The organism is Streptomyces sp. NPDC127190 (genome assembly GCF_042672505.1).
Taxonomy (GTDB): Bacteria; Actinomycetota; Actinomycetes; order Streptomycetales; family Streptomycetaceae; genus Streptomyces.
The window spans coordinates 22,779-46,202 of sequence record NZ_JBHXVE010000008.1; the positions used below are offsets into that span (position 1 = coordinate 22,779).

General features: G+C 76.6%; 3 protein-coding genes. All 3 read right to left on the reverse strand.

Translation table 11 applies throughout. The features are described from left to right. Positions 1-38: 38 nt before the first annotated feature. The 3 genes from ACFVIU_RS14805 to ACFVIU_RS14815 are packed head-to-tail and all read right to left on the reverse strand — an operon-like array spanning position 39 to position 23,415. Positions 39-1,544 (reverse strand): FAD-dependent oxidoreductase, encoded by a 1,506-nt coding sequence (locus tag ACFVIU_RS14805; protein ID WP_385842824.1) that lies wholly within the window; start codon positions 1,542-1,544, stop codon positions 39-41. Continuing rightward, positions 1,541-7,021: a type I polyketide synthase gene (locus ACFVIU_RS14810; protein WP_385843020.1), complete on the reverse strand. Its 5,481-nt coding sequence runs from the start codon at positions 7,019-7,021 to the stop codon at positions 1,541-1,543. Before ACFVIU_RS14810 ends, ACFVIU_RS14805 begins: the two co-directional genes overlap by 4 nt. Further along, complete coding sequence (locus ACFVIU_RS14815; protein ID WP_385842825.1) at positions 7,021-23,415, reverse strand: SDR family NAD(P)-dependent oxidoreductase; 16,395 nt, start codon at positions 23,413-23,415, stop codon at positions 7,021-7,023. Before ACFVIU_RS14815 ends, ACFVIU_RS14810 begins: the two co-directional genes overlap by 1 nt. Positions 23,416-23,424 lie beyond the last annotated feature (9 nt).

Genomic DNA, 23,424 nt, shown 5'->3' on the forward strand with positions numbered 1-23,424 from the left:
GTGTTTCCTTTCCTTGGTGCGGGGTTGGTGCTCCGTCGTCAGGGGGTGCCCGACGACGGGGACGGCGGGGTGGCGGCCAGTGCGGCGAGCCGCGCGGCGACGGCGGGGAACCGGCCGGCCTCGCCGGAGGCGGCCACATGGCCGTCCGGCCGCAGCAGCACGAACCGCTGCCGCGGGCCGGCCAGCGGGAAGTGCGCGACCAGGCCGGGCAGGCTGCCGGCCAACTCCGCGGCGTCCTGCGCGAGTCGGCTGTGCGGGCCGCCGTAGGTGAGGAGCTGGAAGCGGCCGGCCAGCTCGTCGGAGGGGTGCGGGAGCCAGCGGGGGTCGCGGGTGCCGGGGCGCGGCCGGGAGCGTTGCGGGCGGTCGGCCGGCCCGGTGCCGAACAGCACGTCGGGGTAGCGGCTGCGCCAGCCGGCGAGCAGCGGTGCGTAGCCGCGGGCCAGCGCGCCGGAGGCGCCCAGCAGGCGCCAGCTGAGGTCGCGCACCCGGCGGGCCGCCGGGCCGGCCACGGCCTGCCGGGCCATCCGGCCGGTGGCCTGGAGGGTCTGGGCGATCGCGGCCCGCCGCTCGGGGTCGTAACTGTCCAGGATCGACGGGTTCAGCCGGCCGTGCACCACGCCCGCGAGCTTCCAGGCCAGGTTGCGGGTGTCCGGGATGCCGAGGCTGAGGCCCTGGCCGCCGATCGGGCTGTGCACATGCGCGGCGTCGCCGACGAGGAAGCAGCGGCCGGAGCGCAGCGCGCCGGCCACCCGCTCGTCGCTGGAGAACAGGGTGACGGTGCGCACCTCGGTGAAGCGGAGCCCGCCGGGGCCGCGCTCGTCCAGCAGCACCTGGGCCTGCTCGGCGGTGGCCGGGGTGCCCTCCGGTACGGCGCCGGAGATGCGGAACTCGCCGCCCGGCAGCGGGGCGAGCACCGCGGTGCCGGTGTCGCCGAGGAAGTAGTGCACCTCGTCCGCGCTCCACCCGGTGCCCGGCTCGCCGGTGATGCGTCCCTCGGCGAGCAGGAAGGTGGCCGGGAAGCGGGCGCCGGTGAAGTCGATGCCCAGCTCGGCGCGGACCCGGCTGTGCAGCCCGTCCGCGCCCACCAGCCAGTCGGCCTCGAACTCGGTGGTGCTGCCGTCCGCCCGGGTCGCGGTGACGGTGACCGTGTGCTCGTCCGGGACGACCTTGGTGACCCGGGTGCCCCACTCGACGCCGACGCCGCGGTCGGCCAGCGCCTCGGCCAGCAGCCGGCCGGTGCGCTCCTGGGGCAGCACCAGCGGGGCGTTGACGTCGCTGAGCGGTACCCGCACGCTGCCCCCGGAGCCCAGGTGGTAGTGGAGGGCGACGGGCTGGATGGCCTCGCGGGCGGCGCGCTCGGCGAGGCCGAGTTCGCCGAGCACCTCCCGCACCGGCGGCCACAGCAGGATCGCCCGGGAGCCGGTGTGCGGCTGGTCCGCCGCGTCCACCACGGTGACCTGCACACCGAGCCTGCTCAGCTGTGCGGCCATGGCAAGGCCGCACGGGCCCGCGCCGACGACCAGGACCGTCGTACGCCGTGTCATCGCTTCTCCAACCACTCGTGCACCGCCTGGGCGGTGCGCTCGGCGTGTTCCTCGAGGACGGTGAAGTGGTCGCCGGTCAGCTCCACCTCATCGTGCGGGCGGGGCCAGTCGGCCGGGGGACGGTCGAATCCGGCGAGGGGTTCGGTGGTACGGGCCACCAGCAGCGGGGTCGTGGAGTCGGCGGGCCGCCAGTCGGTGAGCAGCGGCAGATAGCCGCCCATCGCGGTGAGCCGGGCGTCGGTCACCCCGCCGCCCTCCGCCAGCCGGGCGAACATCTGCTCGAACAAGGCGGTTCCGGTGACGGTCAGTTCGGGCCCGAACAGGAAGGTGTCGATGAGCACCAGCGCGGCGGCCGGGCGGCCCTCGGCGGCCAGCCGGGCGGCGACGCCGTCGGCCAGCAGGCCGCCCGAGGAGTAGCCGACCAGCACCACCGGCCGCTCCCCCGCCGCCTGCCGCACCTGGCGGGTGACGGCCTCCAGCGCGGCGGGCCGGTCGGCGGGCAGCGGTTCGCCGTCGAGGTAGCCGGGCAGGGCGAGGGCGGTGACGGCGCGCCGGTCGCGCAGCGCGGCGGCGAACCGGGCGTACTGGTGCGGGCCGGAGGTGGCCAGCACGGTGGGCAGGCAGACCAGCAGCGGGCCGTCCTCGTGCGCGGTCAGCGGCACCGGTTCGGGCAGCGGGCCGCCGGCCCCCTCGGCGAAGCCGGGACGCAGCCGGGCGGCGGCGCCGAGCAGCTCCACGAACGCGCCGGTCTTCCCGGCCTCGGCCGCCTGCCGGTACAGGCCCTCGAACACGCCGGGGGCGGCGCTGGCGGCCGGGTCGGGGCCGAGTTCGCCGTTCAGGTGGCGGGCCAGCGCCTGCGGGGTGTCGTGCTCGAACAGGGTGGCCGCGGTCAGCCGTACCCCGGTGGCCGCGGACAGCCGGTTGCGCAGCTCCAGGGTGGTCAGCGAGTCGAAGCCGTGTTCCAGGAAGCGGCGGGCCGGGTCGAGCGCGGAGCCGTCCGGGAAGCCGAGGACGGCCGCGGCCTGGCCGGTGACCGCGGTGAGCAGCGCGCCGTACCGCTCGGCGGCGGGCAGCCCGGCCAGCGCGCCGGCGCCCGGCACGGCCGGGCCGCCGGCCTCGCGGCGGCCGCGGTCGGGGGCGAACTCGGCGATCAGCGGGCGCGGGCCGGTGAGGGTGTACGCGGCGTGGAACCGCGGCCAGTCCACCTCGGCCAGCAGCAGGCGGGTGTCCCCGGCGGTGAGCGCGGTGCCGAGCGCGGCGAGGGCGCGCTGCTCGTCCAGTACGGCGATGCCCCGGCTCGCCAGCCGGTCCCGGCGGGTGGCCGCCACGCCGCTGGTGTCGTCGGGGTCGGCCCAGGGCGCCCAGGCCACCGACAGGGCGGGCAGCCCGGCCGCGGCGCGGTGCTCGGCGAGCGCGTCCAGCGCGGCGGTGGCCGCGGCGTAACCGGCCTGGCCGACGCCGCCGAAGGTGCCGGAGACCGAGGAGAACAGCACGAACGCGGTGAGCGGCAGCTCCCGGGTGAGGTGGTGCAGCTGCCAGGCGGCGGTGACGCCGGGGTTCAGGGCGGCCGCGGCGGCGGCGCCGTCGAGGCTGGTCAGCGGGGCTTCGGTGAGCGGTACGGCGGTGTGCACCACGGCGCTGAGCGGCTGCCCGGCGGGCAGCGACGCCGGCAGCGCGGCCACCGCAGCGGGGTCGGTCAGGTCACAGACGGCGGTGTGCACCTCGGTGCCGTCGGCGCGCAGCGCGGCGACCGTCTCCTCGGGCACCGCGCCGCCGGGTGCGGCGGTGAGCAGCAGCGCGGGGGCGCCCGCGGCGGCCAGCCAGCGGGCCACGGCCGCGCCCGTCGTGGTGTCCGCGCCGGTGACCAGGGTGGTGCCGGTGGGCCGCCAGGTGTCGCCGGTCAGTTCGGTCAGCGGGCTGCGCACCAGGCGGCGGGCGAACAGTCCGGCCGGGCGGACGGCGAGCTGTTCCTCGCCGGTGCGCCCGGACAGCGCCGCGCACCAGCGGGTCAGCGCCCGTTCGTCGGGCCGGGCGGGCAGGTCGACGATGCCGCCGGCGAGGTCGGGGTGTTCCAGGGACACCGTCGGCGCCAGGCCCCACAGCGCGGCCCGGTCCGGGTCGCCGTCCGGCGCCGCGTCCAGCGCCACCGCCTCCGTCGTGGTGAACCACAGGGGGGCCGCCACGCCCAGTTCGGCCAGGGCGCGGACCAGGGTCACGGCGGCCGGCCAGCCCAGCAGGGCGAGCACCCCGGCGGGCCGGACGCCGGCCAGCGCGTCCCGCAGCTCCGCCACGTCCGTTGAGTCCCCGGTGAGTTCGACCCGGATCACCCGGGCGCCGTGCCGGGCCAGCGCGCCGGGTTCCGGTCCGATGTGCCCGGGGGGTACGGCGACCAGCCAGTCGCCGGTCAGCCGCGCGCTCGCCGGGTCGGGCACCGGCCGCCACTGAAGCGTGTGGCGCCAGGAGTCCACGACGGACCGCTCGCGGCGCCGCCGCCGCCAGGCCGACAGCGCGGGCAGCACGGCGGCCAGGGGTTCGGCCTCCGGGGCGGCCAGGTCGAGCGCGTCGGTGAGGCCGGGCAGGTCGGCGTTCTCCACCGCGGTCCAGAAGGCGGACTCCACCGGGTCCGCGGTGCCGGGTACGGCGGCCGGGTCGGGCTCGGGCCAGTAGCGCTGCCGCTGGAAGGGGTAGGTGGGCAGATCCACCCAGGCGGGGTCCCGGCCGGCCAGGGCGGCGCCGAGGTCGACCGGGGCGCCGCGGGTGTGCGCGTCGGCCACCGAGCGCAGGAAGCGGTCGAGGCCGCCCTCGTCGCGGCGCAGCGAGCCGACGGCGGCGGCCTCGGTCCCGGCGTCCTCGGCGATGTCCTGCACCGCGGTGACCAGCACCGGGTGCGGGCTGACCTCGACGAAGAAGCGGTAGCCGGCGGCCAGCAGGGTGCGCACGGCCGGGTCGAAGGCCACCGGCCGGCGGGCGTTCTCGAACCAGTACGCGGCACCCAGGCCGGCCGTGTCGGTGAAGCCGCCGGTGACGGTGGAGCAGAACGGCACCTCTGCCGCGGTGGGCCGTACGTCGGCGAACAGGTCCAGGATGCGCTCGCGCAGCGGGTCGACCTGGTCGCAGTGCGAGGCGACGGTGGAGCCGACCAGCCGGGCGCGCAGCCCGTCGGCGGTGGCCTCGGCGACGAACCGTTCCAGCGCGTCCGTCGCGCCGACCACGGTCACCGCGTTCGGGCCGTTGACGCCGCCGATGTGCAGCGCGTCGCCCTGGGCGGCCAGCCGGGCGCGGACCTGCTGCTCGGACGCGGCCACCGACACGACCGCGCCACGGCCGAGCAGTTCCTCGGCGAACAGCCGGCTGCGCAGTACGACGATCTTCAGCGCGTCGTGCAGGGACAGCGCGCCCGCCGTGCAGGCGGCGGCGATCTCGCCCTGGCTGCTGCCGACCACCGCGGCCGGGGTGAGGCCGTAGGAGCGCCACAGTTCGGCGAGGGACACCATCACCGCGAACAGCACCGGTTGCAGGATCTCGATGCGCTCCATGGAGGGCGCGCCGGGCGCCCCGCGCAGCACGTCGACGATCGACCAGTCCACGAAGGCGCGGGCCGCGGTGTCGCACTCGGCGACGCGGGCGGCGAACACGGGCGCGGAGTCCAGCAGTCCGGCGGCCATGCCGGCCCACTGGGAGCCCTGGCCGGGGAAGACGAACACGACCCGGTCGACGGGCGCGGCGGTGGCGCCGGTCACGGCGTCGTGCGGCCTGCCCTCGACCAGGGCGCGCAGTGCCTCGGCGGCGGTGTCCGGAGCGTCGGCGACGACCACGGCACGGTGGTCGAAGAGGGCGCGGGAGCGCAGCAGGGCGCCGGCGAGATCCGGCAACGGGGTCCCGGCCTGCACGAGCGGCAGCAACCGCTCGGCCTGCGCCCGCAGCGCTTCGGGGGTGCGGGCGGAGAGGGCGAGGGGGACGGGGGCGGCGGGGACGGTCGTACGACGATCGGTCTCGGCGGTGCCGGCGGGGGCGGCGGCCTTGGAGGTCTCCGAGGCCTCGGAGGTGGCGGGGGCTTCGGTGGTCGCCGGGGTTTCGGCCGGCGCGAAGTCCTCGCACTGTTCCAGGAGTACGTGGGCGTTGGTGCCGCTGATGCCGAACGCGGACACCCCGGCGCGGCGCGGGCGGCCGGTCTCCGGCCAGGGGCGGGGCTCGGTCAGCAGCGCCACCCCGCCGGAGGCGAAGTCCGCCTCGGGGGTCGGCGCGTCCACGTGCAGGGTGCGCGGCAGCCGGTCGCCGCGCAGCGCCATCACCATCTTGATGACACCGCCGACCCCGGCGGCCGCGCCGGTGTGACCGAGGTTGGACTTCAGCGAGCCCAGCCACAGCGGGCGGTCGGCGGGCCGGTTGCGGCCGTAGGTGGCCAGCAGCGCGTTGGCCTCGATCGGGTCGCCGAGCGCGGTACCGGTGCCGTGCGCCTCGACCGCGTCGATGTCGGCGGCGGCCAGGCCCGCGTCGGCGAGCGCGGCGCGGATGACCCGTTCCTGGGAGGGGCCGTTGGGGGCGGTGAGCCCGTTGGAGGCGCCGTCCTGGTTCACCGCCGAGCCGCGCACCACGGCCAGCACCCGGTGTCCGTTGCGGCGCGCGTCGGACAGCCGCTCCAGCACCAGCATCCCGGCACCCTCGCCCCAGGCGGTGCCGTCGGCGGCCGCGGCGAAGGCCTTGGCACGGCCGTCGGGCGCCAGGCCGCGCTGCCGGGACAGCTCCACGAACCCGGCCGGGGTGGACAGCACCGAGGCTCCCCCGGCCAGCGCCAGCGAGCACTCGCCGCGGAGCAGGGACTGGCGGGCCAGGTGCAGGGCGACCAGGGAGGCCGAGCAGGCGGTGTCCACGGACAGCGCGGGGCCCTCCAGGCCGAGGGTGTAGGACAGCCGCCCGGACAGCACGCTGATCGCGTTGCCGGTCAGCAGATAGCCCTCCAGGTCCTCGGCGGCCTGCGCGGCGAGCATCCCGTAGTCCTGCGCGCCGCTGCCCACGAACACGCCGGTGCGGCTGCCGCGCAGCGAGGTGGGGTCGATCCCGGCCCGCTCCAGCGCCTCCCAGGAGGTCTCCAGGAGCAGCCGCTGCTGCGGGTCCATCGCCAGCGCCTCGCGCGGCGAGATCCCGAAGAACGGTGCGTCGAAGTCGGCCACGTCGTAGAGGAACCCGCCCTCCTTGACGTAGGTGGTGCCGGGCCGGTCCGGGTCGGGGTCGAAGAGGCGGTCCAGCGGCCAGCCCCGGTCGGCGGGGAAGGCCGCCATCACATCGCGGCCGTCGGCCACCACCTCCCACAGGTCCTCGGGCGAGCCGATGCCGCCGGGAAAGCGGCAGGCCATGCCGACGACGGCCACCGGCTCGGTGTCGCGCTGCTCGTACGCGCGCAACCGCTGCCGGGTCTCGTGCAGGTCGACGGTGACCTTGCGCAGGTAGTCGCGGAGACGGTCGGCATCACTCATGATCAGCTCAACTCCGAGTCGATGAACCGGAAGATCTCTTCGTCGTCGGCGTCCGCGAGCTGCTCGCTGACCGACTCCGCCGACGCGTGGCCCGCGTCCGGCTCCGGGGCCAGCCGGCCCGCCAGGGCTTGCAGCCGGGTCAGTGCGCGCCGCCGGTCGTCCTCGTCGGACACCTCGGCCAGGACGCCGGCCAGCCGGTCGAGTTCCTCGTCCAGCGAGCCGACGGCCGCCGGGGCGGGGGCCGCCAGCTGCCCGCGCAGATGGTCGGCGAGCCCGTCGGGGGTGGGGTGGTCGAACACCGCCGTGGCCGACAGCCGTACGCCGGTGGCGGCGCGCAGCCGGTTGCGCAGGTTGACCGCGGCCAGCGAGTCGAAGCCGAGGTCGGTGAAGGGTCGCCCGGTGGGCAGTGCCTCGGGGTCGTCGTGGCCGAGGACGACGGCGGCCTCCCGGCGTACCAGCGCGACGAGTTCACGGCGCTGGTCGGCCTCGGGCAGCGCGGCGAGCCGGGCCGCCGTGGCGGAGCCGTCCGCGGCTTCCTCCGGGTCGCCGGGGCCGCCGGTGCCACCGGTGCCGCCGGCTTCGGTGGCGAGGCTGTCGCGGACCTCGGGCAGCTCGCTCAGCAGCGGGCTGGGCCGGGCGGCGGTGAACGCGGGGGCGAGGACGGCCCAGTCCACGTCGGCCACGGTCACCGCGGTGTCGGCGTGCCGGACGGCGTCGGCCAGCGCGGCGAGCGCCTGCTCGGGGTCCAGGGCCAGCACGCCCCGCCGGCGCAGCTGTTCGCGGCGCTGCGCCTCGACGCCGGCGTCCGCCGCGCCGAGCCCGGCGCCCTGCCAGGGGCCCCAGGCGATGGCGGTGGCGGGCAGCCCGCGGGCCTGCCGGTGCCGGGCCAGCGCGTCGAGGTAGGCGTTGGCGGCGGCGAACGCGCCCTGTTCGCTGCCGCCCCAGGTGGCCGCGACGGAGGAGAACAGCACGAACGCGTCCAGGTCGGCGGTGAGCCGGTGCAGGTTGGCCGCGCCGCGCGCCTTGGTGGCGAGGGTGGCGGCGACCTCGGCGAGGCCGGTGCCGGTCAGCGGGCCGGAGCGCAGGGTGCCCGCGGTGTGCACCACCGCGGTCAGCGGCAGCTGTGCGGGTATCCCGGCGAGGAGTTCGGCCAGGGCGGTCTCGTCGGCCGGGTCGCAGGTGCTCAGGGTGACCGGGACGCCGAGGTCGTCGGGGGCGGTGGCGGCGGGGTCGTCGGTGGTCAGGACGAGCGCCTGGGCGCCGTTCCCGGCCAGCCAGCGGGCCACCGGCAGCCCCATCGGGCCGAGGCCGTCGGTGACGAGGACGGTGCCGGTGGGCCGCCACTGCCGGGCCGGGGTGCGCCCGGCGAGCGGTGCGTGCGCCAGGCGCGGCACCAGCACTCCGGTGTCGCGCACCGCGGCCTGGTCCTCGGCTCCGGCCAGCAGCGCGGCCAGCCGGTCCAGCCCGCGGCGCGGATCCTCGGGCAGGTCGACGATGCCGCCGAAGAGCTTCGGGTGTTCCAGCGCGAGCGTGCGGCCGAGGCCCCAGAGCATGGCCTGTTCGGGGTGCGGCACCCGGTCGGCCGGGGTGGCGGCGACCGCCCCACTGGTGACCAGCCACAGCGCGGTGTCCGTGCCGGCCAGGTCCCGCACCAGCTCCAGGGTGGCGGCCAGCCCGGCGGGCACGGCGGCCTCCTCCGGATGCGGCCCGTCGACCAACCCCAGCAACGAGACGACCCCCCGCACCGGCCCGCTTGCGGGCGGTACGACACCGGGTGCGGTGCCAGGGGACAGGGCGGACGTAGGGGTGCTGCCGGGTGCGGTGCCGGTGTGGGCGGCAGCCGGTGCGGTGCCGGTGTCGGCGGCGACCGGTGCGGTGCCAGTGCGGTCGGCGACCGATGCGGTGCCGGTGTCGGCGGCAGCCGGTGCGGTGCCGGTGGGGTCGGCCAAGGAGGGGGTGCCGGGTGGCACAGCACCCGGGCCGTTCCCGGGAGACACGGCGTCCGATTCCGACGCGGCGAGGAGGGCGTCCGATCCCGGCCCGCCCGGGCCGACGTCCAAGCCCGACCCAGCAGACAAGGCGTCCGATCCCGATCCGGCGAACGGAGGAACTCCTGTCCCCGCAACGGCGGTTACCGCATTGCCAGTGACCACCGCGCGTACCGCCTCGGGACCGATCACATGGGCCTCGGCGCCGGCGCGGGTGAGGGCGGCGGCGCATTCCTCGGCGAGGGGCAGGCCGTCGGGGGCGACCACGAGCCAGGTGCCGGTCAGTACGGCCTCGGGCGGGTCGGCCGGTCGCCAGCCCACGGTGTAGCGCCGGCCGTCGGCGGTGGCGGACGCCTCCCTGGCGGCGCGCCAGGCGGCCAGGCCGGGCAGTACCTCGGCGAGCGGCTGCGCCGGGACGCCGAGCAGGTCGGCCAGCGCCTTGGGGTCGTCGGGGTCGGCGCCGTCGACCGCCGTCCAGAACGCGCCGTCCATCGTGCCGGTACCGGTGCCGGTGGGCTCCGGGGCGGCGAGCCAGTAGCGCTGCCGCTGGAAGGCGTACGTCGGCAGGTCCGCCGGGGCGGGCCGCGAGGTGTCGAAGGCGGCGGCCAGCCGCACCGGCACCCCGGCGACCTGGGCCTCGGCGACGGAGTGCAGGAACCGGTCGAGGCCGCCCTCGTCGCGGCGCAGCGAGCCGACGACGGTCACCTCGTCCAGCGTGCCGTCGATCCCGGGCACCAGCACCGGGTGGGGGCTGACCTCGACGAAGGCGCGGTGGCCCTGCTCGGCGAGGGCGCGCACGGCGTCGGCGAAGCGGACGGTCCGGCGCAGGTTGCGGTACCAGTAGCCGGCGTCCAGCGCGGCCGGGTCGGCCCAGTCGGCGGTGACGGTGGAGAACAGGGGCACCGTCGCCTGCCGGGGCCGTATCCCGGACAGCGCCTCGACCAGCCGGGCTTCGATGCGTTCGACCTGGGCGGAGTGCGAGGCGTAGTCGACCGCGATCCGGCGGGCCCGTACGCCGCGCTCGGCGCAGTCGGCCAGCAGTCGCTCCAGGGCCTCGGGGGCGCCGGACACGACCGTGGAGGCGGCGCCGTTGACCGCGGCGACGGTCGCCCCGCCGTCGGCGGGCAGCATACCGGTCACCTCGTCGGCGGGCAGCGCCACGGACACCATCCCGCCGTGGCCGGTGAGTTCCTCGGCGATCAGTCCGCTGCGTACGCAGACCACCGCGGCGGCGTCACGCAGGGACAGCGCCCCCGCCACACAGGCCGCCGCGATCTCCCCCTGCGAATGCCCCACCACCGCATCCGGCTCCACCCCGAACGACCGCCACAACGCCGCCAACGACACCATCACCGCGAACGACACCGGCTGCACCACATCCACCCGGTCCAGCCCCGGCTCACCCACCTCCCCCCGCAACACACCCAGCAGCGACCAGTCCGCGAACTCCCCCAAAGCCTCCGCACACTCCGCCATCCGCGCCGCGAACACCGGCGAGGACTCCAGCAGTTCCACCGCCATCCCCGCCCACTGCGCCCCCTGCCCCGGAAACACGAACACCGTACGGCCGACATCGCCGGCGGTGCCGGTGACGACGTGCGGGGCGGGCTCGCCGGCCGCCAGCGCGGTCAGCCCGGTGAGGAGGTCGTCGCGTCCGGAGGCGACGACCACGGCGCGATGGGTGAGTGCGGCGCGCCCGGCGGCCAGGGCGGCGGCCGGTTCGGCCGGTGCGATGTCCGGCCGGTCGGCCAGCCAGCCGCGCAGCCGGCCGGCCTGGGCGCGCAGCGCGGCCGGGGTGTCGCCGGACAGCGGCACCGGGACGACCCGCTGCGGCTCCGCCGGCCGGGCGGGCGGCTGCGGGGCCTGTTCGATGATCACGTGCGCGTTGGTGCCGCTGATGCCGAAGGAGGACACCGCGGCGCGGCGCGGCCGCTCGCGCTCCGGCCAGGGCCGGGCCTCGTCGAGCAGCCGTACCCCGCCGGCCGACCAGTCGACGTGCGGGGTGGGTTCGCCGAGGTGGAGGGTGCGCGGCAGCACGCCGTGCCGCAGCGCCTCCACGACCTTGATCACCCCGGCGACGCCGGCGGCGGCCTGGGTGTGGCCCAGGTTGGACTTGACCGAGCCGAGCCACAGCGGGTCGTCCTCGCGGCCCTGGCCGTAGGTGGCGAGCAGGGCCTGCGCCTCGATCGGGTCGCCGAGCGCGGTGCCGGTGCCGTGCGCCTCCACCAGGTCGACCTCGGCCGGGGACAGACCGGCGGCGGCCAGCGCGGAGCGGATGACCCGTTCCTGGGAGGGGCCGTTGGGGGCGGTGAGCCCGTTGGAGGCGCCGTCCTGGTTCACCGCCGAGCCGCGCAGCACGCCGAGGATCCGGTGGCCGTTGCGGCGCGCGTCGGACAGCCGCTCGACCACCAGCAGGCCGACGCCCTCGGACCAGACGGTGCCGTCCGCGTCCGCGGAGAACGCCTTCACCCGGCCGTCGGCGGCCAGGCCGCGCTGCCGGGAGAACTCGATGAAGGTGCCCGGCGTGGCCATCACGGTGGCGCCGCCGGCCAGGGCCAGCGAGCACTCCCCCGCGCGCAGCGCCTGCGCCGCCAGGTGCAGGGTGACCAGTGAGGAGGAGCAGGCGGTGTCCACGGTCACCGCGGGCCCCTGGAGACCGAAGGTGTAGGCGATGCGGCCGGAGGCGACGCTGCCCGCGGTGCCCGCGCCGAGGTAGCCCTCGACGTCCTGCGGTGTGCTGGGCAGCCGGGTGGCGTAGTCGTGGTACATGACGCCGACGAACACACCGGTGTCGGTGTCGCGCAGCGACAGCGGGTCGATGCCGGTGCGTTCCAGCGCCTCCCAGGAGGTCTCCAGGAGCAGCCGCTGCTGCGGGTCCATGGCGAGCGCCTCGCGCGGCGAGATGCCGAACAGGCCCGCGTCGAACTCGGCGGCGTCGTGCAGGAAGCCGCCCCTGGTCAGGTAGGTGTGTCCGGCCCGGTCGGGGTCGGGGTCGTAGAGCCGGTCGGTGTCCCAGCCGCGGTCGGTGGGGAACGGGGAGATGCCGTCGCCGTCCCCGGTCACCAGCCGCCAGAGGTCCTCCGGGGAGCGCACTCCGCCGGGGTAGCGGCAGGCCATGCCGACGATGGCGATCGGCTCGTCGGCCGGGCCGGTGCGGCGGGGCGTGGTGCGGGCCGGGGTGGCGGCCTCGGTGAGCCTGCCGAGCAGGTACTCGGCGGTGGCCTCGATGCTCGGGTGGTCGAAGGCCAGCGTGGCGGGCAGCGTCAGTCCGGTGCTCGCCGCCAGCCGGTTGCGCAGTTCCACCGAGGTCAGCGAGTCGAAGCCGAGGTCGGTGAAGGCGCGCCGGTCGCCGGGTCCGGCCGCGCTGTCGTGGCCGAGGGTGGCGGCCACCGCCGTACGCACGGTGTCGCGGACCAGTCTGCGGCGGGCGGCCTCGTCGCGGTCGGCCAGTGCGGCCCGGAGGGCGCCGGTGCCGGCGGCGCTGCGGGCGGGGACGCGGACCAGGCCGCGCAGCACCGGGGCCGGTGGCACGGTGCGGGCCTGCTCGCGCAGCGCGGGCAGGTTCAGCCGGACGGGGACGGCCAGTGCGGTGCCGGCCGGGACGGCGGTGTCGAACAGCCGCATTCCCTCGGCGGGTTCGAGCGGCACCACACCGAGCCGTTCGATGCGCTGCCGTGCGGCGCCGTCCGCGGTGTCGCCCATGCCGCCCGCGCCGCTCCACAGGCCCCAGGCCAGGGAGACGGCGGGCAGCCCGGCCGTGCGCCGCCGGGCGGCCAGGCCGTCGAGTACGGCGTTGGCGGCGGCGTAGCCGCTCTGTCCGGGGCTGCCGAGGATCCCGGCGGCCGAGGAGAACAGCACGAAGGCGGTGAGGTGGTGACCGCGGGTCAGCTCGTCGAGGTGCAGCGCGGCGGCCGCTTTGGGCCCGAGGACCTGGTCGATGCGGTCGGGGGTCTGGGCGGCGAGCATCCCGTCGTCCAGCACTCCGGCGGCGTGCACCACGCCCCGCAGCGGGCGCTCGGCCGGGATCCCGGCCAGCAGCGCGGCCAGCGCCTCGCGGTCGGCCACGTCGCAGGCCACCACCTGGGCGTCGGCACCCAACTCGGCGAGTTCGGCGACCAGTTCGGCCGCGCCCGGGGTGTCCGGTCCGCGGCGCCCGGCGAGCAGCAGGTGCCGTACGCCGTGCTCGGCGGCCAGGTGCCGGGCCAGTACCGAGCCGAGTGCCCCGGCGCCGCCGGTGATCAGTACAGTGCCTTCCGGGTCCCATGCCTCGCGGTCCCCTGGGGCAGGCTCACGGTGTGCTGCCCCTCGGAGCAGCCGCGGCACGAGCAACGCGCCGTGTCGGACGGCCAGTTGGGGCTCGCCGGTGGCGAGGGCGGCGGCGTCGGGCAGGCTGCCGTCGCTGTCCAGCAGCACGATGCGGCCCGGGTGCTCCGACTGGGCCGAGCGGGCCAGGCCCCAGACGGCCGCGGCGCCCAGGTCGGTGCCGTCGGTGGAGCCGGAGGTGCGCAGCACCAGCGTGCTCCCGGTGAACCGCTCGTCCGCCAGGAACCGCTGGGTGAGAGCCAGGACCCGGTGGGTGGCGGCGGCGATCAGGGCCGGGTCGTCCGCGGTGGCCGGCAGCGCGGCCAGCAGCCACGGTCCGGGCGGGTCGGTGACGGCGGCGAGGTCGAGGCCGGTACCGAGGTCGGTGAGCTCGGGAAGGCCGGCGGGCGTGGGTCCGCCGGGCAGCGGCGTCCAGCCCAGCGTGTACAGCGCCTCGGTCGCAGGGTCCGCGGTGTGCAGCCCCTCCGGGACCGGGCGCAGTGCCAGGCCGTCCACGGTGAGCACCGGGGCGCCCTGCCCGTCGTACGCGGTGATCGCGAACGCGCCGTCGGCCGGGGTCAGCCGTACCCGCAGGGTCGTCGGGGCGGCGGGCTGCCAGAGGGTCACCCCGGACCAGGCGAAGGGCAGGGCGGCCCGGCTCGCTCCGGGGTCGGTGGCCAGCGCGTGCAACGCGGCGTCCAGCAGCGCCGGGTGCACCCCGAAGCCGCCGGGTTCGGCCGGGGCGGGCAGGGTCACCTCGGCGAACAGCTCGGTGCCGGTGGCGGTGTCCCGGCGCCGCACGGCGCGCAGCCCGCGGAACACCGGGCCGTAGGCGAGCCCGCGGTCGGCCAGCAGCTCGTACAGCTCGGCCGGCTCGGTCTCGACCGTCTCGGCGCCGTCGGCGCCGGCCGGGGACCAGTCCGCCGGCTGCGGTGCGGTGCCGGCGGGCGGTTCGACGGTGCCGGTGGCGTGCCGGGTCCACGGTTCCTCGGCGACTCCGGTCTCGGTACGGGAGTACACGCTCACCGCGCGGCGGCCCTGTTCGTCGGGCGCGCCGAGGACCAGTTGCAGGGCGGCGGCGCCCCGCTCGGCCAGCACCAGCGGGGTGTCCAGGGTGAGTTCGGTGATCCGGCCGCAGCCCAGTTCCGCCCCGGCGCGGGCGACGAGGTCGAGGAACGCGGTGCCGGGCAGCACGGTCCGGCCGGCCACCACATGGTCGGCGAGCCAGGGCTGGGTGGCGAGGGACAGCCGTCCGGTGAAGAGCACTCCGGCGCCGTCGGCGAGGGCCACGGCCGCGCCGAGCAGCGGGTGCCCGACCGGGCCGAGGCCGATCGCTCCGGCGTCGGCGGCGCTCTCGCCGGTCAGCCAGAACCGGCGGTGCTGGAACGAGTAGGTGGGCAGCGGGACCGGCGCCGGGGCGCGGCCCTCGGTGAGCGCGGTCCAGTCCGCGGAGATGCCGTGCACATGCAGCCGGGCCAGGGTGTCCAGCAGGGCCGGAAGCTCGTCCCGGCCGTCGCGCAGGGTGGGCAGCACCACCCGTTCCACGCCCTGCCCGGTCTCCTCCCCGGCCTCGGCGGGCAGGCAGTCGCGGGCCATCGCGGTCAGCGCGGCGCCCGGGCCGATCTCGACGAACGCGGTGGCTCCGGCCTCGGCCAGGGCGCGTACCGCGGGCAGGAAGCGCACGCTGTCGCGGACATTGGCGACCCAGTGCTCGGGGTCGGTGATCTCCCGCTCGGTCAGCGGCGCCCCGGTCACGGTGGACACGACCGGCAGCCGGGGCGCGCCGATCGGCAGTCCGGCGACGATCTCCCGGTACTCGGCGAGGATGCCGTCCACGTGCGGGGAGTGCGGGGCCATGGTGACCCGCAGCTGCCGGGTACGGCGGCCCTGCGCACGCCAGTGGGCGCCTATCCCGGCGACCGTGTCGGCGTCGCCGGACACCACCACCGAGCGGGGGCCGTTGACGGCGGCCAGCCGGATCCGGCCGGTGTGTTCGGCCAGCTGGGGGGCGAGTTCGTCCTCGGTGGCCTCGACGGCGACCATCGCGCCGCCCTGTGTGGCCCGCGCCATCAGCCGGCCGCGGGCGGTGACCAGGGTGGCGGCGTCGGCCAGGGTCAGCGCCCCGGCGACATGTGCGGCGACGATCTCGCCGACCGAGTGGCCGGCCACCAGGTCCGGGCGCAGGCCCCAGCTCTCCGCACACCGGACCAGGGCGACTTCCACGGCGAACAGCGCCGCCTGGGTGAAGTCGGTGCGGTCGAGGAGTGCGGCCTCGGGGCTGCCTTCGGCGGCGTACAGCACCTCGCGCAGCGGCCGGGGCAGATGCGGGTCGAGCGCGGCGCACACCGTGTCGAGCGCTTCGGCGTAGGCGGGGAACTCCGCGGCCAGTGCGCGGCCGGCGCCGAGCCGCTGGGAGCCCTGGCCGGGGAAGAGGAAGGCGAGTTTCCCGGCGTCGGCGGCGCGACCGGTGACGACGTCGGGGTCGGGGGTGCCTGCGGCGAGGGCGGCCAGCCCGCGGTGCGGGTCGGCCAGGACGGCGGCCCGGTAGGGGTGTGTGGCGCGGGTGGTCAGCAACGAGTGGGCGACGACGTGCGGTTCGAGGGCGGGGTGCTCGGTGAGGTGGGTCAGCAGCGCGGCGGCCTGCGCGCGCAGCGCCGGTTCGGTGCGGGCCGAGACCACGACCGGCAGCGGCAGCGCCGGCCGGGCCGGGGCCGGCGCCGGTTCCCCGGGCGGGGCCTGTTCGAGGATGATGTGTGCGTTGGTGCCGCTGACGCCGAAGGAGGAGACGGCGGCCCGGCGGGCCCGGCCGGTCTCCGGCCAGGGGCGCGGTTCGGTCAGCAACGACACCGCGCCGGCGGTCCAGTCCACGTGCGGGCTGGGTTCGGCGATGTGCAGGGAGCGGGGCAGCAGCCCGGCCCGCAGGGCCAGGACGGTCTTGATGATCCCGGCGACACCGGAGGCGGCCTGGGTGTGCCCGATGTTGGACTTGACCGAGCCGAGCCAGAGCGGTTCGCCGTCCCGGTCCTGGCCGTAGGTGGCGAGCAGCGCCTGGGCCTCGATCGGGTCGCCGAGGGTGGTGCCGGTGCCGTGTGCCTCGACGGCGTCGACGTCCTGCGGTGTCAGTCCGGCCGAGGCCAGCGCGGTGCGGATCACCCGCTGCTGGGAGGGGCCGTTGGGGGCGGTGAGCCCGTTGGAGGCGCCGTCGGAGTTGACGGCGGAGCCGCGCACCACGGCCAGTACCGGGTGACCGGCGGCGCGTGCGTCGGACAGCCGCTCCACCAGCAGCATGCCGGCGCCCTCCGACCACGCGGTGCCGTCGGCGGCGGCGGAGAACGCCTTCACCCGGCCGTCGGCGGCCAGGCCGCGCTGCCGGGAGAACTCCACGAACAGCCCCGGGGTGGCCATCACGGTGGCGCCGCCGGTCAGCGCCAGGTCGCACTCGCCGCGGCGCAGCGCCTGGGCGGCCAGGTGCAGCGCCACCAGCGAGGACGAGCAGGCGGTGTCGACGGTCAGGGTGGGGCCCTCGAGTCCGAACGCGTAGGCGAGCCGGCCGGAGGCGACGCTGGCCGCGTTCCCGGTGAGCCGGTAGCCCTCCACGCCCTCGGCGGCGCGGTGCAGCATCGGGCCGTAGTCCTGGCGCATCACGCCGACGAACACGCCGGTGCGGCTGCCGCGCACGGTGGCCGGATCGATCCCGGCGCGTTCGAAGGTCTCCCAGGAGGTCTCCAGCAGCAGCCGCTGCTGCGGGTCGGTGGCGAGCGCCTCGCGCGGGTTGATGCCGAAGAACTCGGCGTCGAACCCGGCGGCGTCGCGCAGGAATCCGCCGTGCCGGGTGTACGACGTTCCGGGCCGGTCGGGGTCGGCGTCGAACAGGGCGTCCAGGTCCCAGCCGCGGTCCGTGGGGAACTCGGTGATGCCGTCGCCGCCGTCCAGCAGGAACCGCCACAGCTCCTCCGGGGAGCGCAGCTCGGGCGGGAACCGGCAGGCCATGCCGACGATCGCGATGGGCTCGTCGGTGACGACGCCGGCGGCGGCCAGCGCGGCCTGCGCGGCCTGCGCGGGCTCGTCCGCGCCGAGATGGGCGGCGAGGGCGGCGGGGGTCGGGTAGTCGAAGACGAGGGTGGCGGGCAGAGTGGTGCCGGTGGCCGCGGTGAGCCGGTTGCGCAGCTCCACCGCGGACAGCGAGTCCACGCCCAGCGCGCGGAACTCCGCCTGCGGGTCGATGGCGTCGGCGTCGGTGTGGCCGAGCACGGCGGCGGCCTCGGCGCGCACCAGCGCCAGCAGCTCCTCGGCGGTGCGGGCGGCCGGCCCGCTGGCCGCCTCGGGCCCGGTCGCGGCGGCGGCCCGGCGGCGGGGGGCGCGGACCAGGCCGCGCAACAGCGGGGGCAGCAGCGCGGGGTCGGCGGTGCGCACCCGGACCTTGGCGGGCAGCAGCACCGGCTCGTCCACGGCGAGCGCCGTGTCGAACAGGGCCAGCGCCTCCTCGGCGGACAGCGCCTGCACTCCGGCGCGGGCCATCCGGGCCAGGTCCGCCGCGGACAGCTCCCCGGTGATGCCGCTGGGCGGGGCCCACAGACCCCAGGCGAGCGACTGGGCGGGCAGCCCGGCCGCGCGCCGCCGGCCGGCCAGCGCGTCCAGGCAGGCGTTGGCGGCGGCGTAGTTGGCCTGGCCGGGGCCGCCGAGGGTGCCGGTGGCCGAGGAGAACAGCACGAAGGCCGCGAGGTCGTGGCCGCGGGTCAGCTCGTCCAGGTGCTGTGCGGCGGCCACCTTGGGCCGGAGCACCGCGGTCAGGCGCTCCGGGGTCAGCGCGGTGAACAGCCCGTCGTCGGCGACCCCGGCCGCGTGCACCACGGCGGTGAGCGGGTGTTCCTCGGGTATGCCGGCCAGCAGCGCGGCCAGCGCCTCCCGGTCGGCGGCGTCGCAGGCCACCACCTCGGCACGGGCACCCGACGCGGCCAGCTCGTCGGTCAGTTCACGCGCGCCCGGGGTGTCGGGGCCGCGGCGGCCGGTGAGCAGCAGATGCCGTACGCCGTGCTCGCGCACCAGGTGCCGGGCGACCAGCGCGCCGAGCGTGCCGGTGCCGCCGGTGATCAGCGCGGTGCCGTCGGGGTCGAGCGGGCGGGGCAGGGCGAGCACCAGTTTGCCGGTGTGCCGGGCCTGGCTGAGGTACCGGAAGGCGTCCGCGGCCCGGGCGACCGGCCACACCGACGGCTCCGGCGGGGTCAGCGCGCCGGCGGCGAACAGCTCCAGCACCGCGGCCAGCAACTGCCGCATCTCGTCCGGCGCCAGCTCCATCAGGTCGAACGGCTGGTAGACGATCTCCGGGAACGCGGCCGGGTCGCGCAGATCGGTCTTGCCCATCTCCAGGAACCGGCCACCGGGGCGCAGCAGTTGCGCGGAGGCGTCGACGAACTCACCGGACAGCGAGTTGAGTACGACGTCGACGGGGCCGAACTTCTCGGCGAAGGAGGTGTCGCGGGAGGAGGCGATGTGCGCGTCGTCCAGCCCGAGGTCGCGCAGCACCTGCCACTTGCCGGGGCTGGCGGTGCCGTAGACCTCGGCGCCCAGGTGCCGGGCGAGCTGTACGGCGGCCATGCCGACGCCGCCCGCCGCGGAGTGGATCAGCACCGACTCGCCGGCCCGCAGCCCGGCGAGCCCGACCAGCCCGAGGTGGGCGGTGAGATGGGCGATCGGCATGGCGGCGGCCTGCTCGAACGTCCAGCCGTCCGGGATCGGTGCCACGGCGGCCCGGTCGGCGACCGCGACCGGGGCGAACGCGTCACCGAACAGGCCCAGCACCCGGGTGCCCGGGGCGAGGTCGGTGACATCGGCGGCCACCTCGGTGACCACACCGGCGCCCTCGCCGCCCAGCGCCACCTCGCCCGGGTACATGCCCAGGGCGATGAGCACATCGCGGAAGTTCAGCCCGGCCGCGCGCACCGCGATGCGCACCTGCCCCGGTCCCAGCGGGCCGGCCGCGGCCGGGGCGGGCACCAGCGCGATGTGGTCCAGGGTGCCCGGCCGGGTGACGGCCAGCCGCCAGTGCCGGTCGGCGGGCGGCACCAGCTGGGGCCGGACCAGCCGGGGGGCGAGCAGCGCGCCGTCACGCACCGCCACCTCGGGCCGCCCGGCGGCCGGTACGGCGCCGAGTGCGCGCCGGGACGCGGGGGTGCCGTCGAGGTCGGCCAGCAGGATCCGGTCGGGCTGTTCGGCCTGCGCGGCCCGCAGCAGCCCCCACACCGCCGCGCCGCCCGGATCGGCGGGGCCGTCGGCGGGTCCGGTGGCGACCGCGCCGGTGGTGACGACCAGCAGCCGGGCGGGCGCCGCGCTGCCGGCCAGCCAGTCCTGCACCTGGCCCAGCACGGCCGTGGTGACCTGCTCGACGGGCTGCCCCGGCGCGACGGCCAGCACGGTGACGTCGGCGGGACCGCCGTCCCCGGTCAGATCGGTACCGGCGGCGCGCAGCTCGGCGGCCAGCGGCTCGGGCAGCTCCCCGTGCACCGACCAGGGGCCGGCGACGGGCCGGTCGGGGGCCTGGATGCCGTCCCAGTCCAGCCGGAACAGCGCGTCGTGGAGCGGTCCGTTCGTGTCGGGGCCGGTGGCGGCGCGCAGCGTGAGCGAGCCGACCGAGGCGACGGGAGCACCGGAGGCGTCGAACAGGTACAGCGCGACGGTCCCGTCACCGGTGGGCGTGAGCCGGACCCGGGCGGCGGCCGCTCCGGCGGCGTGCAGCCGGACATCGGCCCAGGAGAACGGCAGCCGCGCGGTGCCGGTGTCGTCGGTCAGCGCGAGCGCGTGCAGCGCTGCGTCCAGCAGCGCCGGGTGCAGCCCGAACCGGCCGGCACGGTCGCGGTGTTCGCCGGGCAGGGCGACCTCGGCGAGGATGTCCGCGCCGCACCGCCAGGCCGCGCGCAGCCCCTGGAACGCCGGGCCGTAGCCCAGTCCGCGGGCGGCGAGACCGTCGTACACCGGGTCCACGGCCAGCGGTACGGCGCCCTGCGGCGGCCAGGCCGTCAGGGTGGCCGCCGCGCCGGTACGGGTGTCGGCGGTCAGGGTGCCGGTGGCGTGCAGCGTCCACGGCTCGTCCTCGGAGGCGTCCTCGGCCAGCGAGTAGATCTCCACGGCGCGACGGCCGTCGTCCTGTGCCTCGCGGACGGCCAGTTGCAGCCGGACCGCGCCGGTGTCGGTGAGCAACAGCGGCGCCCGCAGGACGAGTTCCTCGACCCGGTCGCAGCCGACCCGGTCGGCGGCTTGCAGGGCGAGTTCCAGGAAGGCCGCGCCGGGCAGCACGATCGCGCCGGAGACCCGGTGGTCGGCCAGCCAGGGCTGGGACGGCACCGACAGCCGCCCGGTGAGCAGGTAGGCGTCGGACCCGGCCAGCGCGGTGGCCGCGCCGAGCAGCGGGGTGCCCGCCGGAAGCAGCCCGACGGCGCCGACATTGCCGCCGGAGGCCGACTCCAGCCAGTAGCGACGGCGTTGGAACGCGTACGTGGGCAGCTCGATGCGGGCCGCGGCGGGCAGATACGACGCCCAGTCGACCGTACCGCCATACACATGGAACCGGGCCAACCCGGCGGCCAGCGCACGCACCTCCGGCTGCTCACGGCGCAGCAACGGCACGAACACCGCCGTACTGTCCTCCGGCACACAGTCCGGACCGGCAGCGGTGAGCGCGGTGTCCGGACCGACCTCCACGAACCGCGTCACACCCTGCGCATGCAGATGAGCCACCGCATCAGCGAAACGAACAGTGTCCCGGACATTACGCACCCAATAGTCGGCATCCACCGGGGCCGCACCGACATCCACCGTCGACACGAACGGAATACGCGGGGCAGCAAACTCGACACCGGCTATCGCGGCACGGAACCGCTCCAACACCGGCTCCACCAGCGGCGAATGGAAGGCATGGCTCACCCGCAGCCGCGTGTGCCGCCACCCCCGCTCCCCCGCCCGCTCCGCAACAGCCTCCACCGCCGCCACCGCACCCGACACCACCACCGACCGCACCCCATTGACGGCCGCGATACTCACCTCACCCGACAGGATGCCGGCGACTTCGCCCTCGGGGGCGTTCACCGCCAGCATCGCCCCACCCGGAGGCAACTCCTGCATCAACCCAGCCCGCGCACACACCAACACCACCGCGTCATCCAGCGACAACACCCCCGCCACATGCGCGGCCGCCACCTCACCCACCGAATGACCCACCACAAAGTCCGGCACCACACCGAACGACTCCAGCAACCGGAACAACGCCACCTCGAACGCGAACAGACCACACTGCGCGAACAAGGTCTGATCCAGCCGCCCCCCACCGTCCAGGACCACATCCCGCACCGGGAGCTTCAGCACCCCCTCCAACCGCCCGCAGACATCACCGAACGCCTCCGCGAACACCGGATACCGCTCGGCCAGCTCCCGGCCCATCCCCGACCACTGCGACCCCTGACCCGAGAACAGGAACCCGGTACCACCGCCGCGCCCGGCGACGCCGCTGATCACCCCGGAGGCGCCGTCGGCCAGCGCGGCCAGCCCCGCCAGCAACTCCTCGCGGTCGGTGGCGACCACGGCACCGCGGTGCTCCAGAGCGGCCCGGGACAGCGCCGCCGCGCGGGCCACCTCGGTGGCGGTGGGCGCGGGTTCGGCGAGCAGGTGGTCCCGCAAACGTGCCGCCTGCGCGCGCAAGGCGTCGGCGCTGCGACCGGACACGAGCACCGGCACCGGCCCCGCGACCGCAGGCGGCTCGGCGACGGGCTCGGTGGCGGGGGCCTGTTCGATGATCAGGTGGGCGTTGGTGCCGCTGACCCCGAACGCGGAGACCGCCGCCCGGCGGACCTCCGTCTCCGGCCAGTCGGTCGTCTCGGTGAGCAGCCGCAGCGGGCCACCGGACCAGTCGACGTGCGGGGACGGGGTGTCCACGTGCAGGGTGCGCGGCAGCACCCCATGGCGCATCGCTTGCACGACCTTGATCACACCGGCGACCCCGGCAGCCGCCTGGGTGTGTCCGATGTTGGACTTCACCGACCCCAGCCACAGCGGCCGGTCGCGGTCGGCGCCGTACGTCGCCAGCAGTGCCTGTGCCTCGACGGGGTCGCCCAGCGCGGTGCCCGTGCCGTGCGCCTCCACTGCGTCGACGTCCTCGGGGGACAGGGCCGCGTTGGTCAGCGCCTCGACGATGACCCGGCGCTGTGCCTGGCCGTTGGGTGCGGTCAGCCCGTTGGAGGCGCCGTCCTGGTTGACGGCGGAGCCGCGGATGACGGCGAGCACCGGGTGCCCGTTGGCCTGTGCGTCGGACAGCCGCTCCAGCAGCAGCATGCCGACGCCCTCGGACCAGCCGGTGCCGTCGGCGGCGGCGGAGAACGCCTTGCAGCGGCCGTCGGCGGCGAGGCCGCCGAGGCGGTCGAACTCCACATAGGTGCCCGGAGTGGACATGATGGTCACGCCGCCGGCCAGCGCCAGCGACGTCTCCCCGGAGCGCAGCGACTGCACCGCCAGATGCAGGGTGACCAGCGAGGAGGAGCAGGCGGTGTCCACGGTGACCGCAGGGCCTTCGAGGCCGAAGGTGTAGGCGACCCGGCCGGTGGCGATGCTGGCGGCGTTCCCGTTGCCGATGAAGCCGTGCAGCTCCTCGGGCACGCTGTCCATCAGCGTCGCGTAGTCGTGGTACATCACCCCGGCGAACACACCGGTACGGCTGCCGCGCAGCGAGGTGGGGTCGATCCCGGCGCGTTCGAACGCCTCCCAGGAGGTCTCCAGCAGCAGCCGCTGCTGCGGGTCCATCGCCAGCGCCTCGCGCGGCGAGATGCCGAAGAAGCCGGGGTCGAAGTCACCGGCGCCGGTGACGAACCCGCCGAGCCCGACCGGCAGTCCGGTCAGGTCCCAGCCGCGGTCGGCGGGGAACCCGGAGATCCCGTCCCGGCCCGCGGCCAGCAGCTCCCACAGCTGCTCGGGGGTGCTGACCCCGCCGGGGAAGCGGCAGGCCATGCCCACGATCGCGATCGGCTCGCGCCGGGCCTGTTCGATCTCGGCCAGCCTGCGCTGGGCGCTCTGCGCCTCGGCCAGTGCGCGCCGGAGATACTCCCGGAGCTTGTCCTCGTTTGCCACGCGGTCTTC